This window comes from Ohtaekwangia sp. (genome assembly GCF_036568665.1).
In the GTDB taxonomy this organism is placed as follows: Bacteria; Bacteroidota; Bacteroidia; order Cytophagales; family Cyclobacteriaceae; genus Ohtaekwangia.
Genome location: NZ_DATCSD010000135.1, coordinates 1 through 16,165, shown reverse-complemented (window position 1 = coordinate 16,165; position 16,165 = coordinate 1). Strand labels below are relative to the sequence as shown.

Genomic DNA, 16,165 nt, shown 5'->3' with positions numbered 1-16,165 from the left:
CCCCGGCCAGCAGGATGAAAATAATAAAGATTGACGCTGATAGATTCCGCATAAGCCCGCAAATATAGTATAAGAGTTTAGAACAGAAAAACGCTGTTTTTACGCAAATAGGATGCAATGACAGGAGAAAAAGTTTGGATTTGGGCCACCGGTAAGAGGGAATGGCATCCGCTTACAAGAATTAACTGGCGAATCCTGTCAGGACGCGGTTCATTGGTTCTTTTCCTTTGATTTTTATGGGGATAGAACTGGATAAAATTTATTTCTCCGGGCTGAAAGCAAGCGCAGAACTGCATGCTGGCGGCATCTTTTTTTGTATCGTCTATCGTAGCTGTATTCAATTCCGGAATAATGGCGTTGTGAAATACTGGAGTGAAGTAGTTGATCCACTCTCCCCCATGGACGATTACGATATAGAGCAAATCATCAACGACCGTGCTGAAGGAAATTATTTCTTCAATGACAGGGGCTATATCGAATGCCATTTCGATTCTGCCCGTATGCGCTTAACAGGAAAAGCAACAAACATCCCCGGCACATTAGCCTTCACCGGGTATAGCAACAAATCTGTGTATGGGTGGAGCGAAGTGTTTACCTGCCAGAATACTTAGCAGAGCTCTTATTTCTTAACGATAAGCTTGCGTGTCATTACGCCCTCGTTATCGAGGTAAAGAGTATAGAAATATATACCTGCGCTGAGTTCATCCACCTTGATGCGAACGCGGTTTTCGGTTGATGGAAGCGGATAATCGCCTACGGGATTGCCCAGCAGGTTGTGCATGATGATCTTGGCCTTTACCTGCTCGTTGAGAATTTTATACTCAACAAATGCATTGTCTGTCACGGGATTAGGGTATACATCGTGCAGGTCGATGAAGCGGGAAGTATACAGGCTTTGCTTCTCGGCTTTTTCTTCTACACTGAAATTTACCGTGAACTCAACGGCCTGGCTAGGGTGCGATTTGCTATAGGCTACATAGCGCACGGTACTTTCGCCTGAAACCAGTCCGGCCTCCAGGGCTATCTGAAAACTGCTGATGGTTTGTCCCGGATCAACTTTCAATATATAGTCTTCTGTTTTTTGATCGAGGCAGTTGTTATCAAGACAGAAAAAATTCTTTTGGGTACTGCCAATCTGGGCATCCACTTTCCGGATAATGAGGGTAATGGTTTTATCGGAAGTATTCTTGAAGCGGATAGGAGCTTTAATGGTTTCTCCGATCATTCCGCGGTAGGTATCCTGCATATTAACGACTTCAAATCCCTGCCCGAATGAAACCCGGGTAAGGATTGTGATCATCGCCAACAACAAGATCTTTCTCATAGAAACCACATATGCTACAAAATTTAAACATTTATGTGGATTGTCATAATAGATTTAAAAATTTTTCGTTAGGCGCAACATTTATTTAACATCACAAACGTTTACGCTCCTCCAACTTCACATTATCACTTGCAACAGGTTCTTTTACAACGTCTTCACGCTTAGGCTTTTCCTTTCCTCGCCACGAAAATCCTTTCAGCTTGGTGTCTTCTATTTTCAATTCGTGGGGAGGTATAAAACTCGCCTCCGGCTTAACATAGAAACTCAGGTTGTTTACTTTACCTTCTTTGAAGCGGATGGTGATGTTACTACAGATAATTTTATTCATACCCATCGATGCATTGGTCTTTTCATCCAGCGCAAAGTATAAACTCTCTCCGTTACCAATCACCTCCACATGATCGATCTTCTGGTTCTTGAAGAACGTGGTCATCCGCCTGCCCTTCACCTGGTTGAAGTTGATGAGTGTATCCTGCGAGATCACAAAAGAATTGGCGATCATAAAAATCCTGTCGATCGAATTGTTCTTGATGAGCATGTGAATAGAGTCAGCAGTCATCTGGTTATCCTGCGACCAGAGTATAGGATCTTTGTAGAAGTATATTGTTGAATCCATCGATCTATACTCCAGCGAATCCGCCAGTCCCTGCATATCGGTTTTATAAATCTTCACATTGTTATAGGCCAGCAATCTTTTCTTGGAAGGATCAGGACTATCAATAGAAACCAATGTATCGGCCGAGATGAAAAGTGTATCGTTGTTATCAGTAACTTTCGCTACATACGCATTGTCATATACTTTGGCTATACCGATGCTCTTGTAATAATCTGCCGACTGTCCATAGATGACGAGGTTCTCTTTCTTATAGGTCATCACTACATTTTTGCGGAAGAGATATTTTTTACGAATGTCATCGAGCTTGTAATTCTCGGCATCCAGTTTATAGTCTTGCGTTTCCGCAGAGCCCAGCTTCAGGTCTGATTGTTTGGAAGTGGTTTGATAAAATCCCTTCTCGTATACAAATGTGCTGCTGTCTTTATCCACCACCGTAGTGGGTGTTACGAAGTATATAATTTTCGATCGCGAATTATACTGGAGACTATCGGCCGTCATGGTATAGTCCGGGTTCTTTACGTGTACATCGCGCTTGAAGGAAGCCAGGTTCGAGTGAACATTATAGTAGCCTTTATTACTGGTTAACACATTGATGCTATCAACCAACCGGCCGTTGTTAAAATAGTTGGCGATGTTCGTATTCCTGTCAAAGTCGAGGAAATCAGTGTATAGGGTAGCCGTTGCAAGTTTCACAAATACAACATTCGAGCGAAGCTTGGCTTTTTTGGTATTGCCATCATACTCCAGCTTGCGTCCGGTAATGGTTACCGAGTCGCCCTCCAATATCTTTACCCGCCCGAAGGCCTCCACAAAATTTCGCTTCTTAAAAAAATAGGCGGAGTCGCAATATATAGTTGTCTGGTTTTGAGTAAGTATAACATTACCAATAAGCCGGTCGAAACGCTCATCACCCAGCCGGCCGCCACGCAACTGATCGGCTTGCTTCAGCTTCACTTTCTTTTGCGCCAATACCGGGGCCGACAGCATAAGGATCATCATAAACACCATGATGCCCCGCAGCTTTCCGTTTTTAACTTTCTGAGTTATACTTCGTTTTATCTTCATAAAATCGTCTGCAAGCTACGAATCGTAATTCTAAAATCGTAAATAGTACCTTTGCGCCTGTGCTAGAGCAATTTCTGAACCATATTCGTGAACACGCACTTTGCCAGGATACCGACCGCGTACTGCTAGCGGTTAGCGGTGGCGTTGATTCGATGGCCATGCTTCATCTTTTTCATCGGGCCGGCTACTCCATCGCGGTAGCGCATTGCAATTTTCAGTTACGTGGTCATGACTCCGATGGCGATGAAGCTTTTGTAAAAGCTGCCGCTGCTCAGCTGGATATACCCTGCTTTACCACGCAATTCAATACAGCTGCTTTTGCTGAATTTCATAAAGTATCTATACAGATGGCGGCACGCGAGCTGCGGTATAGATGGTTTGACGAACTGGTTATACAACACAAGTTTACTTCACTGGCCACCGCGCATCACCTGAATGATTCGCTCGAAACCATCTTACTCAACTGGATACACGGAGCTTCGCTCGAAGGATTTACCGGTATACCGGTTAAAAACAATACCATTATCCGGCCGATGCTTTTTGCTACGCGCGAATCGATAGAAGTATATGCCAAAGAGCACGGTATACTTTGGCGTGAAGACAGCAGTAACCAGACGGACGATTATCAGCGAAACTATATTCGCCATAGAGTTATACCCTCACTGAAAGAACTCAATCCCTCTCTCGAACATACTATACATCGAGGCCTGGACAAATTATCCGGAGAGGTCGCCTTGTTTCATACCGGAGTGGATGCCTGGAAGAAACAGTTTGTTACTATATCGCCCGGCCGAATTACCATTGAAAAAAAATATTTTCAGGGCGCCCCCCACGAAGCATCTATACTCTGGAGTTTTCTGAAAGACTATGGATTTAATTACGATGTGTGTACAGATATAGTATCGTCACTGCACGGCCAATCGGGCAAGCGTTTTTTTGCACCCCTATATCAGCTTGCAGTTGATCGCGAGCAACTCATTGTTACCCGCCAACAGGATGGATGGGAAGACCTTACGATTGAAAAAAATCAGTCGGATGCAATATTGGGTGTATGGAATATGAGCATCCGTTCATCCAAAGGCATACAAAAATCTTTGAACCCCTTCGAAGCAACCCTCGATGCCGGCAAAATTATATTTCCATTGGTATGGCGAAAGTGGAAACCCGGTGATACGTTTTATCCGCTGGGGATGGAGCATCGTAAAAAAGTGAGTGATTTTTTGATCGACCGCAAGATCTCTGTAGCGGATAAAGATGCCGTTACCGTGCTCGAGTCACAGGGAGAAATTATATGGGTAGCTGGTCACCGGATTGATAACCGGTTTAGAATTACCGATGCAACACACGAGGTGATCTCCTTTGTGGTGTCGCCACATTTTAGTGAATAACATTTTTTTTTGACAGGTAGTATCCTAAATTGGTGCCCGGCAGGTTCAAGAACTTCATGCCTGCTTATGTTACATGGTGCTGACTCCTGATGCTATACTGGTTGATCAACTCCGTTCGGTGAATTTCTCTGACATCACAATTCAAACCCATAAATTTTTATTCTTATGAAAGTAACAGTAGTTGGCGCTGGTAATGTAGGCGCTACATGTGCCGATGTACTGGCCTATCGCGAGGTGGCTAATGAAATCGTGCTGGTAGATATTAAAGAAGGTCTTGCTGAAGGAAAGGCTTTAGACATCTGGCAAAAGGCTCCCATCGATTTGTATGACAGCCGCACCATCGGTGCCACGAATGATTATTCAAAGTCTGCTAATTCCGATGTGGTGGTGATCACTTCCGGACTTCCGCGCAAGCCGGGCATGAGCCGCGATGATCTTATCGGTACCAATGCAGGCATTGTAAAGTCTGTAACGGAAAATATCATCAAGTACTCTCCGCATGCCATCATCATCGTTGTATCCAATCCGTTGGATGTAATGACGTATCAGGCGCACCTCACATCCAAACTTCCGCGCACAAAAGTATTTGGTATGGCCGGTATATTGGATACTGCGCGTTACCGTGCATTTCTGGCAGAAGCATTAAATGTATCGCCTAAAGATATACAGGCTGTGCTGCTGGGTGGCCACGGTGATACGATGGTACCACTGCCACGCTATACTACGGTAGCAGGTATACCGGTAACAGAACTCATCGACAAAGATAAACTCAATGCCATTCTGGAAAGAACCAAAGTAGGTGGTGGCGAGCTGGTAAAACTGATGGGTACATCGGCCTGGTATGCTCCCGGTTCTGCTGCAGCACAAATGGTAGAAGCCATTGTAAAAGATCAGCGCAGAGTATTCCCGGTATGCATCAAACTCGATGGCGAGTATGGTATAAAAGACTGCTACCTCGGTGTGCCGGTAATTTTAGGCAAGAACGGAATTGAACGCGTTATTGAACTTGACCTCAACTCTGAAGAACGTGCACTGCTCGAATCAAGCCGCAAGGCTGTGAAAGAGGTGATGGACGTATTGGAGAAACTGGGATAGAAATAGCCGCTAGCTTTCAGCTACAAGCCGCTGGCAGGCGCAGGCAGAAAGATTGAGTGTATCTCACTACAGCAAAAAATATAGTATAACTGTTAATTGTTACACGTTAATCGTTGTCTTTTACAGATAACCATTAACGTGTAACGAATAACTGAATTAATTTTCCTTCCTCACGCTATATACTACGCTGCCCAGCAGCACTACCAGCATCAGCCACGAAGAGATCATCGTTATTTTGTTACCGGTATAATACGCGGCTGGTTCAAACTTAAATTCTACAACGTGTTTACCGGCCGGCACCTGCACAGCACGCAATACATAATCGGCACAAACAATATTGGTTTCTTTTCCATCTACGAAAGCTTTCCAGCCTTTCGGATAGTATAACTCTGAGAATACAGCCAATCCGTTTTCGGTTGACTGACTTTCGTATTTCTGGTAATTCGGATTATGATCGGTTAATTGTATAGAAGCGGTAGTATCAGCTTTTACAGTTTCCACTTTAAACTTCGAGCCATCGATCACGGCTTTATCATGCGTGTTTACCGAGCAGGTGTTTTTGATTTCTTCCAACGGTGTATTTACCGTTACCACTTCCTTTACAAACCATGCATTACCATTGGCCGCAGGGTTCGGGATGATGTTGGAACGATCGGGACCGAATACTATATATTTTACATTCAGCATGTTCATAACACTATAGGCCGTAAAATCAGGCGTACCACTCTGCACATCGCGAATGAAACGATTCGTTTCTGCATATAAACAAGTGTCGTACAAGTCCTGGTAGCGTCTCATCTTTACACCGTGATAACCACCGATGGAATTGTGATAATACGATGTGCGTGCTTCGGCAAAAGCATTCTGCAGATTATATACCCGGTAGTGCGATTTATCTTTTAATATCTCTTTATCGGCTTCCGTCATGGTAAAGAGTGTGTTCTCGCGCTTGCGTTGAAATTTATCTTTCGCAAAGAAGCGCTTATCAACAGTAGAAAGATCTATCGTAATCACCAGGATCAGAAAGGCATAGAATGCCATTGGTGAAAACCGTTTGCTTATATCAAAATATACCGCAGCAAATGTTACTATAATAAACGCAAGCGCCCGGAATACATCGCCTCTGAATAAACTTTTGCGATCATCTGCCAGTGCACTGCTAAACCATGAAGGCAATTGCGCTTCATCGGGAGTCATAAACGCCATCATGCTGCCGAACAGCAGCAACAATACGCACAGCCCTCCCGTTGCACCCAGCACCACGAGCAGTTTTTTCTTAACCGTTTTATCTATACCGGCTTCAAAAAGTTTTTCAAGTCCCAGCATACCCAGCAACGGCATAGCGAAGAGCGCCATGATGAGCATAAAAGTTACCGACCTGAATTTATTATAGCCCGGCAGGTGATCGAACAAAAAGTAGTTGAATGATTTAAAGCTATCGCCCCAGCTTGCTACTATACCGAATATGATTACCGGCACCAGCCACCATATATATTTCTTATCGGCAAAAGCCAGCCCTAATACAAACAGGAAGAAAATAACGGCACCGCCATAATAAGGTGCGTTGGCAGGATTTATACCCCAGTAGGCTGAAGTATACTGGGCCAGTTGATTGGCCATACGCTCATCGCCCGAACGTGAGAGCGCTGTATACACTTCGCTCTTTGGGTCTTGCACCAAAAAGTTAGAGCTGCTGCCCCCGTAGAAGTTCGGCACCAGCAGCGTCATCGGTTCTAATATACCGTAGCTATAGTCGAACGCATATTCTTTGCTTAGTCCGCTGCCAGCTTCTTTTACATTGGGAGGTGTAAGCTGCGTTTTACCGCGTATCGAGTACTCGCTATATTCTGTTACGGCCCACATTGGCCCGATAAACGAGCCCACGGCAATGACTGCCGCCACTACCAGTATACCAACCGTTGTAAAGAAGTCGGCTACCTTTTTCTCCCTGATAAAATTGATCAATTGCACCAGTCCATAAACCAGTACAATAATCAGCATATAATATGTTATCTGTAAGTGATTCTCTTTCAGGTGAAGCGCCAGCCCGGCCGTTGTAACACCAAAGCCCAGTATCTTTTTACCGGAAAATGCCAGGTGAATACCGGCCATTACCAGTGGCATAAACGCTATAGCTCCTACACGTGCGTTGTGCCCCGCTGCTATACCAATGATCATGTAAGACGATAACCCGAACGCTATAGCTCCGCCAATGGCCAGGTACGGTCGCACGCGAAAAGCCAACAGCATAATATAGTAGCTGAGAAATGCCAGGAAGATGTTGGCTACCGGGTGTGGCAGCGAAAGCGACATAACACGTTTTACAAATGCCACCGGTCCGTTGCTCCAATGTGTATTTACCAGGTAAGCCGGCATACCACTGAACATCGACTCTGCCCACAAACCTTCATCACCGGTTTTATCACGATAATCGCGAAGCGCTTTGGAAGATCCCTCCCATTGCTGAATATCGTATTGATTAATCGTCTTGTTATCGAAGAATACCGGGTTGAAGAAAAATACCGTTACAACCAGGAATACACCAATGGCCACAAGGTGTGGGAGCACTTGCTCGGTGAATTTGATTTTTTTCATGCGTTAAAGATCATTAATACAAGACACCTAGGAATGTCAGTCGCGCAAAATAGGAAGGATTGTGGATACTCCCGAATGAATCTTTATTTTGCGTCTGTAATCAATTTATTATTTCTATGGATTGGATCGAGATGCTCCCGTTTATCATTCAGGGTCTGCTGGGACTGTTACCAACAATACTCATACTGACAGCCAGCCTTTACTACGTCAGCAGACGTTCATCTGCAGACGGATACCTGATGGCATTGGGAAGCCTGGTCTCATTATTCACGCAGTCATTTTATAGTCTCGGCATCCCTATACTTCGGCACCTTGATATGGATGTGATGGCCGTCTATGATCGTTTCTCTATACCTGTAGGTATTGTTAGCGTTTTAAGCCACCTGATGTTTGCAGTCGGTTTATTCATGCTGATACACAAAACGGTAAAGAAAAGTACCCTGCCTACAAATGGTCCTTCAGGATATTGATCGCAGCAACCAGGATCAATACAGCAGTAATGCGTTTGATATATAGCGGCTTGAATTTCTGTGCACCTAATCGCGAACCGATCTGTCCACCCAGAAATACTGCTGCGAGCAACGGCAGTATAAATTTCCAGGATATACCAGGAAGACCTGCCTGAAATTGTCCGGCAAGACCGCTGATCGAATTTACCAGTATAAATAAACTGGCCAGTGCCGATATCTTCCGTGCATCGGCCCAGCGAAGAAAGTGCAACACAGGTGAGAGAAAGATTCCTCCTCCTATACTAACCAGTCCGGATAAAAAACCGATACCTCCACCAAGTGCTATGTTTGTGCCGGTGGTGTTGTAATTTCTCTTCTTCGAAGATGCGATTCTCTCGGGCTGAATCCACAAGAGTATAGCAGCGATCAGCAACGTTATACCCAACAGTACAAAGAAGGTATCGTCTTTCAATTTCCAGAAGCCACCGATATAGGCCATCGGTATACTCACAATAAGAAACGGCCACACTTCTTTCCACACAATTTTACCTTCGCGATAGAAGATGATTGTTCCTGCCGTTACTACAATAATATTACACAGTAATGCTGTAGGGCGAATAACATCTTGTGATAATAAGAATACGGGTTGTGCCAATATAGCGAGGTAACTCGACCCTCCGCCAAAACCAACCGAGGCATATACCAGGGCGATGAGAAAAAAACTTCCAATGAGTACCAGCTGATAAAAATCCATAGAAGAAAATTACTCGGTTCTGCGAACAATAATGGATTGCAGATTTTTTACATATCGTCTGCCCGTGCGAATGTCCTGTGTGGAGATCATGAGTATACTTTCATTCAACTTATCGGCAGCCTGATTTTCTTTTACGGTAACTATATATACACTATTACCTACGGCTGTATTGAACAGTTCGTTCCAGGAGTATACTACCTTATATCCGTCAGCAGCCTGGCAGGTAAAATAATATTCACTTAACACTTTCGGGCTCTCGGCATCCAGTTCTATAGATTGCAAAAGATCGCGCAGCAATATACCGCTCAGATCTTTGGCTGTTCCTTTAACTTCGCCTTTGTGATTGGTAATTTCAATATCGCCCAGGTTATATACTTTAAATTTTCGTATCTCTTCCCACGAAAATGTTTTTGGCGATTTTACTTTACCGCTTATGGTAAAAGAGATTGTCGGTTTGAGTGTTTCCTGCGCAAAACCGTTGGCCACTACTATCAAAAGAATTGCTGCTATAAAAATACCGCGCATGTGTAGCGATTAAATCAGTTATAGAGAAAGGTAATAATAAACATCAACGTCTCCCGATCATTATCCACCAATGGTAGACATCGATTCGTGTACCGGCAAGTGATCGCTTCGTTTTGCTTCTGCCTCAAATCCGTCTTTGACACGATGACGGAAAGCATATAGTAGTTTTTCTTTCACCTCATCATCTGAAACACCTGAACGGAGCAACGCTTTTATATCCAACACACCGTTGTCGTACAAGCAGGTCTTCAATACACCCTGTGCCGTAAGACGAATGCGATTACAGGTTCCACAAAACGTGCGACTAAAAGCTGCTATTACACCAATGGTTCCTGTATAGCCCGGTATGGTATAATTATAGGAAGTAGAGTTATCGGCATCGTGCAACTTGTGCAGGTCAGGATGATGCTCCTGTATATAGCTGACGATCTTTTTATAGGTCCAGCTCAACACCGGGTAATGACTTCCCTCACCATTAAAAGGCATCTCTTCAATGAAGCGAACATCTACTTTGTTATTACGCGTGAGTTCAACCAGCGGGAGAATGTCTTCAATATTTTTTCCGTCCATTACCACTGCATTGATCTTTACCGGTATTTCTTCTTTCAGCAGTTGCTCCAGTGTTTTCATTACCGGCTCAAATTCATCGCGTCTTGTTATCGCTTTGAAGCGCTGGCGATCGAGAGTATCCAGACTCAGGTTTACGGAAGCGATACCCAGTTTTTTAAGCTCGGGTATAAATGCAGAGGTAAGTATACCATTGGTAGTAAGGTGCAGGTCTTTGATGCCCGGTATCTCTACGATGGAGCGAATCAGTTTCATCAGGTCCGTGCGCACAAACGGCTCGCCACCGGTGAGGCGTACTTTCGTAACACCCATGGAAGCAAACAACGAAACCAACCGGTAAATCTCTTCGAAGGTAAGCAGCTCTTTCTTGGGCAGATAATGAATGCCTTCTTCGGGCATACAATAAAAACAACGCAGGTTGCAGCGATCGGTTACAGCCAGCCGAAGGTAGTTGATGGGTCTGTTATGGTTATCGAACAGTGTCAAAAAGCCTGCGTGTTATGATGTACGTATAAAAGCAAAGCACAAATTACAAACAAAATACAAACTATAGCAGGCAAAAATTCGCGCTTATACAGAAACGTTTTGAATTTGTGTTTGGGCATGGGAAATTTGTTTGATATTTGAACAGAGAGATAGAAAACTAAAACGCATGAATACATTCCGGGTTAGAGCTTTCGGTATTACGAAAGATATTCTTGGTGGGAAGGAAACGGTCGTTGAGGCTTCCGGGAAAACAGTGGGTGAATTACGCACGGCATTACTTGAAAAATATCCTAAACTTACCGGCCTTCGTTCGCTACTCATTGCTGTTAACAACAGTTATGCAGAAGATGCATCTATACTGAGCGAAGGCGATGAAATTGCATTGATACCACCTGTAAGCGGAGGATAACAGAGGTAATGCTATACACAGCTCACAATATCTACTTGATATTTCCCTCGCAAATAAGTAACTTAATGTTCCTTCACAAAAAATGTTCAACCAACCTTTAAGAAGAACATGATCAAGATCACCGAGAAACCAATTGACGTTCAGAAAGTCATTGATACAGCTTCGAGCCTCAGTGCCGGAGCTGTTAATGTGTTTGTAGGTACCGTGCGAAATAATGCTCACGGGAAAAATGTAGTATGGTTGGAGTATGAGGCATACGAAACCATGGCTGTATCTGAGATCAGAAAAATTATAGACGATGCTTCACACCGATGGCCTTTGTTAGGGTGGGCGGTGAGCCATCGCATCGGTACATTAAAACCTGGTGAAGTGGCGGTGGCAGTGGCAGTATCAACACCACATCGCAGAGATTCTTTTGAAGCATGCCAGTATATTATGGATACGCTGAAAGAGAAGGTACCGATCTGGAAGAAGGAAGTATTTGAAGACGGAGAAGAATGGATCTCCGCACGCCCGGAAGTAGCTGTTAATTCGTAATTTCTTTCCAGCAGATCTCGCAGATTTACGCAGATGAATACGAGGAAATATATAGTATCAATACTCACCTAGAATCTGCTCAATACTTAGATAAAAAGCAGGAGTCCGCAATACACTCAAATTTGCACTACGCATTAATCTGTGAAAATCTGCGAGATCTGCGGGAGACAAAATAAAAAATAAAGGAGGCACCACAACGCCTCCTTTTATTTTATCCGATCAACATCACAGCAGCCGATACCAAGGTTATGGCTGCCACCAGACTTGCGATCAGCACAATAATCAGGTCGCGATGAATACGATTAGAGTGCGGCTTAGCGATTGGCTTCATACACCAATAAAATTTGATCACAATCTAAATACATGTAAACTCTAAAAGAGTGGAAAGATGCGCGAATGATCAGGATGTAATAAATCTGTATAAATGATTTTCTTTCATTCTTTTCCTGCGCTTTTATATACCTTAATCAGGTGATAACACTCAAGCTATTCTGTAATGAACCGCTTGTTACTATACCCACTGCCACCTATACCGGAAAAATACAGGAAGAAAAATAGCTTTATGCAAACCATTGACTGATCCTGAAGCTTTTAGACGTCTACAATTAAATCTTTAACGAGGTATTATTGATCATGCTATACCTGTTCTGTAGTATTTTACCCTTCATGAATGATTCACCGGGGTATAGCATTCCTCTTACATCGGTATGCGTAAGATTCTATTGGGAGATTTATATTTTGATTACCAGTTGTTCAAAAATTGCTACACTTAAACATAATGACGTTCAAGCCTTGCTATATACCCGGCAATAAAATCAACAAAACGTGATTACTCATTCCATTTTTAGTGAGTTATACAGCATGTTTTTACGCTATACATGCCCCCTCCTAACGTTGCAACATGTATACTGAAAAATATATTTATAAAGACGCTATATATAGATCAACGACAAATTCTGATGTTACAACGGAACGTATAAGCGCAATTTCATAATCTATACTTATACATCTATAGCTTGTTATCGCGATAGCGATCCAGCTCTTCGCTGGTATTGATGTTTTGATGAATACGTTTATCCGGAGCTTCGAGCAGGTTGATGTGCTGTTGTTTCAGAAAACCCCGCGGACTGATCGCTCCCATTTTATAGTAATCGAATAACGGTTTATTACAGGTGGCTTCCCAGATAGCGAGCAAAGGTTCAGGTTCCTTTCCATCAGAATCGTAAAAACAGGTAGCCGCTTTTGTTTGATCGCGATGTTCAATCAAAAAACGTAACACAGCTTCATCTACAAAAGGCATGTCTACCGGCATAGTGAGCCAGGCAACTTCATGGTTATGCTGAAAGGCGGAGAGAATCCCATTTAGCGGACTATCGATTGTAAACTGATCAGGCAGCGGATGTAGATGAGCCGGTAGGCCATCCGTTGTTTTGCAGGACACAAATACCTTTTCACAAAATATACTTAGTATCTCCGTGAGGTATTCGCGCTGCGATTTCCCATGATAGTCTATCAATGATTTATCGTGACCCATGCGCGAACTTCTGCCACCTGCCAGCACCAGACCATATATAGGCGATGCATCACTCATGTATATCTTTTCCGCAGTGCGGACATTTCTTTATTTCTTTTGGCCGGTCTACGTGCAGTAATTCAAAAAAACCGGATGACAATATACCGGCTGGTAGAGCCAGTAATCCCACACCTGCTATAGCGAATAAGCCTCCCAGAAATTTACCAAGTGCTGTAACGGGCACCATATCGCCATAGCCTACTGTAGTGATCGTGGCAATGCCCCACCACATTGTAGCGGGTATACTGCTAAACTTATCAGGTTGTGCCTCATGCTCAGCATAGAACATAACAAATGAAATGATAGCGAGCACAAAGAGTATAAATAGAAAACTGAGTATAAGCTGTTCTTTACGATCGGTCAATACCTTTTTGAAAATCTTCAGTGCATGCAGATAACGGGCAATCTTGAAGAGCCGGAAAAGCGACATGAGTCGGAATATCCGCAGAAAGCGCAGGTCCAGAAATACAAAGTAGAATGGCAGAAATGCCAGCAGATCGATAATCGCCAGCGGCCGCGTCATAAACCGGATGCGACCTTTTATCGGATCGCTATATTCCGGGTTCTCTACGATCGAATAAATGCGCGCTATATATTCCACCGTAAAGAAGATGATGGTAAAGTATTCGAAGTTAACAAACAGGGTATCATATTTCCCCCGTATATCTTCTACTGAATCCAGCATAACCGCCAGTATATTCAGGATAATGATCGATACCAGGAAGAACTCAAAGATGCGCTCGATGATGCCGCCTTTTTCAGTAGGCTCGAGTGTCAGGTAAAGTCTTTTACGAATCGTCATATATATACTATCAGCTGCGTTTGAAATCTTTTTTACCTCCCGACTTCTCCATCAGCTTTATCTCTTCTATAACAATATCGTGCGACAGTGCCTTGCACATATCATATACGGTGAGCGCAGCAATAGAAGCCGCTGTGAGTGCTTCCATCTCTACACCTGTTTTGGCGGTGATAACTGCCTCCGTATTGATCACAATTTTCTTTCCTGTCACTGCAATCTTTACCTGGCAATCTTCCAGACCGATCGGATGACAGAACGGTATAAGATCAGCTGTTCGCTTTGCTCCCATCACACCGGCAATAATAGCCGTTTGAAATACCGGGCCTTTCTTGGTGATCAGTTCATCATGCTGGATGAGGTTGAGAATGGCATCACTTACCCGAATGATCGCCTGTGCTTTGGCTATGCGCTGGGTAACTTTCTTATCAGATACGTTTACCATCTGCGGAAGACCGCTAGACGAAACGTGTGTAAATTTCTTTTTACTCATGTATCTTCGGACAAAACAAAGTTAATAATTATTGAACATGGTACGTGTAGAAGAAGCCACCGACCTGGTACTGTCGCATTGTTTCAAACCCGCTATTACGCGTGTAGACCTGAACGATGCATCCGGAAGAGTATTGGGTGAGGCTGTGAAGGCCGATCGCGACTTTCCTCCTTTTGATCGAGTAGCCATGGATGGCATCGCGATCTGGTATGATGAATGGAAAAACGGAAGACGGGAATTTTATGTGGAGCAGACACAGGGAGCAGGCCAGCCTCAGAAGAGTTTAAAGGATGTGCAGAACTGCATGGAGGTAATGACCGGAGCTGTATTGCCGGAAGGTACAGATACCGTTATTCGCTATGAAGATGTTTCCATTCAGGGTAACAAGGCCATTATACTGGTTGATAAAGTTGAAGAAAATCAGAATGTTCACGGTCAGGGTAAAGATGCCAGGCATGGTGAAGTGCTGCTTACACCCGGTATAATTCTTTCGCCTTCGGAAATAGCGTTGCTGGCATCCGTTGGTATGACTGATGTGCCGGTGTTTTCGTTTCCGCGGGCAGCGATCATATCCAGTGGCGATGAGTTGGTAGAGGTAAACGAAGTACCTGAAGTATACCAGATCAGACGATCCAACACCTATGCCATTCAGGCTGCCATGAAAAATATAGGTTGGGAAGGAACACAATATCATTTATATGATCAAAAGGATTTTGTGATCGATTCATTAAAAGTAATTGCTGAAGATCACGATGTACTCATTGTATCGGGAGGAGTTTCAAAAGGCAAGTTCGATTTTATACCTGAGGCACTGGAAAGTATAGGGGTGAAAAAACTTTTTCACCAGGTGAGTCAGCGGCCTGGTAAACCTTTCTGGTTCGGCACTTCTAAAAAAGGTAAAGTGGTATTTGCGCTTCCGGGCAATCCCGTATCAACCTATATGTGTTTTTATCGCTACGTATTTCCCTGGCTCTGGAAGAGTTTACATGTAGCACCCACACAACAATATGCTGTGCTGGCAGAAGATTTTAAATTCAATCCTGAACTCACTTATTTTTTGCAAGTAACCGTAAAAAATGAAGAAGGAAGATTGATGGCCTATCCGGATGCTGGTGGTGGCTCAGGCGATTTTGCCAACCTGAAGCGCGTAACCGGTTTCCTCGAGCTACCCATCGATAAAGATTTCTTCGAGGCAGGAGAAGTATTTCCATACTATCCGTTCCGTATACAGGTATAAATGTTAAAGTATATATACCTGGATTGACCCGTTAGCACACTATATATACCATGACGATCCTGCTGGCACCCGATAAATTTAAAGGCTCGCTTACCGCGCAGGAAGTATGTGCCATTGTACAGAGTGCAATTGCAGAGATCAATCCATCACACACCATCCTTTCATTACCTCTTGCCGATGGAGGCGAAGGTTCTTGTGAACTACTCACTACGTTTAGTAACGGGTCGTTCACAACGGTAGCGGTACACGATCC

At 43.8% G+C, this 16,165-nt stretch carries 17 protein-coding genes; 8 read left to right on the top strand and 9 right to left on the bottom strand.

Annotated features, from left to right (window positions below; genetic code table 11):
• The first annotated feature begins 236 nt into the window (after positions 1-236).
• Entirely contained in the window at positions 237-611 is a 375-nt protein-coding gene (locus VIN08_RS07220; RefSeq protein ID WP_331962402.1) for a hypothetical protein, read from the top strand.
• A gap of 8 nt (positions 612-619) precedes the next feature.
• On the opposite strand, the gene VIN08_RS07215 is transcribed toward VIN08_RS07220, so the two are convergent.
• Both VIN08_RS07215 and VIN08_RS07210 read right to left on the bottom strand, forming a co-directional pair.
• Positions 620-1,324 carry a T9SS type A sorting domain-containing protein gene (locus VIN08_RS07215; RefSeq protein ID WP_331962399.1) on the bottom strand — a complete coding sequence of 235 codons (705 nt, stop codon included), beginning with the start codon at positions 1,322-1,324 and terminating at the stop codon, positions 620-622.
• A gap of 91 nt (positions 1,325-1,415) precedes the next feature.
• Positions 1,416-3,005, bottom strand: coding sequence for an OstA-like protein (locus VIN08_RS07210; protein WP_331962396.1), 1,590 nt, complete (start codon positions 3,003-3,005; stop codon positions 1,416-1,418).
• A gap of 59 nt (positions 3,006-3,064) precedes the next feature.
• Between VIN08_RS07210 and tilS the strand changes: the two genes are divergently transcribed.
• Together tilS and mdh are read left to right on the top strand one after the other, a co-directional pair.
• On the top strand, positions 3,065-4,393 hold the full coding sequence (gene tilS, locus VIN08_RS07205; protein WP_331962393.1) for a tRNA lysidine(34) synthetase TilS: 1,329 nt from the start codon (positions 3,065-3,067) through the stop codon (positions 4,391-4,393).
• 165 nt (positions 4,394-4,558) lie between these two features.
• Complete coding sequence (gene mdh / locus VIN08_RS07200; protein WP_331962390.1) at positions 4,559-5,488, top strand: malate dehydrogenase; 930 nt, start codon at positions 4,559-4,561, stop codon at positions 5,486-5,488.
• 156 nt (positions 5,489-5,644) lie between these two features.
• Here mdh and VIN08_RS07195 read toward each other — a convergent pair whose 3' ends face one another.
• Positions 5,645-8,083 carry a YfhO family protein gene (locus tag VIN08_RS07195; protein ID WP_331962387.1) on the bottom strand — a complete coding sequence of 813 codons (2,439 nt, stop codon included), beginning with the start codon at positions 8,081-8,083 and terminating at the stop codon, positions 5,645-5,647.
• Positions 8,084-8,199: 116 nt separating this feature from the next.
• On the opposite strand from VIN08_RS07195, the gene VIN08_RS07190 reads away from it, so the two are divergent.
• On the top strand, positions 8,200-8,553 hold the full coding sequence (locus tag VIN08_RS07190) for a hypothetical protein (RefSeq protein WP_331962384.1): 354 nt from the start codon (positions 8,200-8,202) through the stop codon (positions 8,551-8,553).
• Here the strand turns inward: VIN08_RS07190 and VIN08_RS07185 are convergent.
• The 3 genes from VIN08_RS07185 to moaA are packed head-to-tail and all read right to left on the bottom strand — an operon-like array spanning position 8,528 to position 10,864.
• The gene (locus tag VIN08_RS07185) at positions 8,528-9,286 is read right to left on the bottom strand and encodes a sulfite exporter TauE/SafE family protein (RefSeq protein WP_331962381.1); all 759 of its coding nucleotides are present in this window, start codon (positions 9,284-9,286) and stop codon (positions 8,528-8,530) included. The genes VIN08_RS07190 and VIN08_RS07185 overlap by 26 nt on opposite strands.
• A gap of 9 nt (positions 9,287-9,295) precedes the next feature.
• On the bottom strand, positions 9,296-9,811 hold the full coding sequence (locus VIN08_RS07180) for a hypothetical protein (RefSeq protein ID WP_331962378.1): 516 nt from the start codon (positions 9,809-9,811) through the stop codon (positions 9,296-9,298).
• Between the two features lie 60 nt (positions 9,812-9,871).
• Positions 9,872-10,864, bottom strand: a complete 993-nt coding sequence (moaA, locus tag VIN08_RS07175; protein ID WP_331962375.1) for a GTP 3',8-cyclase MoaA — start codon at positions 10,862-10,864, stop codon at positions 9,872-9,874.
• A 166-nt stretch (positions 10,865-11,030) separates the two neighbouring features.
• On the opposite strand from moaA, the gene VIN08_RS07170 reads away from it, so the two are divergent.
• Together VIN08_RS07170 and VIN08_RS07165 are read left to right on the top strand one after the other, a co-directional pair.
• On the top strand, positions 11,031-11,273 hold the full coding sequence (locus VIN08_RS07170; RefSeq protein ID WP_331962372.1) for a MoaD/ThiS family protein: 243 nt from the start codon (positions 11,031-11,033) through the stop codon (positions 11,271-11,273).
• Between the two features lie 108 nt (positions 11,274-11,381).
• On the top strand, positions 11,382-11,810 hold the full coding sequence (locus tag VIN08_RS07165) for a molybdenum cofactor biosynthesis protein MoaE (RefSeq protein ID WP_331962369.1): 429 nt from the start codon (positions 11,382-11,384) through the stop codon (positions 11,808-11,810).
• A 1,009-nt stretch (positions 11,811-12,819) separates the two neighbouring features.
• On the opposite strand, the gene VIN08_RS07160 is transcribed toward VIN08_RS07165, so the two are convergent.
• From VIN08_RS07160 to moaC, 3 genes are read right to left on the bottom strand one after another with little or no spacing between them, the layout of a single operon-like run.
• A complete protein-coding gene (locus VIN08_RS07160) occupies positions 12,820-13,401 on the bottom strand; it encodes an NTP transferase domain-containing protein (RefSeq protein WP_331962366.1) in 582 nt (193 codons plus the stop codon).
• Positions 13,394-14,185 carry an ion transporter gene (locus VIN08_RS07155; RefSeq protein WP_331962363.1) on the bottom strand — a complete coding sequence of 264 codons (792 nt, stop codon included), beginning with the start codon at positions 14,183-14,185 and terminating at the stop codon, positions 13,394-13,396. Before VIN08_RS07155 ends, VIN08_RS07160 begins: the two co-directional genes overlap by 8 nt.
• Positions 14,186-14,195: 10 nt before the next feature.
• On the bottom strand, positions 14,196-14,675 hold the full coding sequence (gene moaC / locus VIN08_RS07150) for a cyclic pyranopterin monophosphate synthase MoaC (RefSeq protein ID WP_331962360.1): 480 nt from the start codon (positions 14,673-14,675) through the stop codon (positions 14,196-14,198).
• Between the two features lie 37 nt (positions 14,676-14,712).
• Here moaC and VIN08_RS07145 point away from each other — a divergent pair, with 37 nt between their 5' ends.
• Positions 14,713-15,912 carry a molybdopterin molybdotransferase MoeA gene (locus VIN08_RS07145; protein ID WP_331962357.1) on the top strand — a complete coding sequence of 400 codons (1,200 nt, stop codon included), beginning with the start codon at positions 14,713-14,715 and terminating at the stop codon, positions 15,910-15,912.
• Positions 15,913-15,962: 50 nt separating this feature from the next.
• The coding region (locus VIN08_RS07140; RefSeq protein WP_331962354.1) for a glycerate kinase at positions 15,963-16,165 on the top strand (203 nt) is incomplete at its 3' end.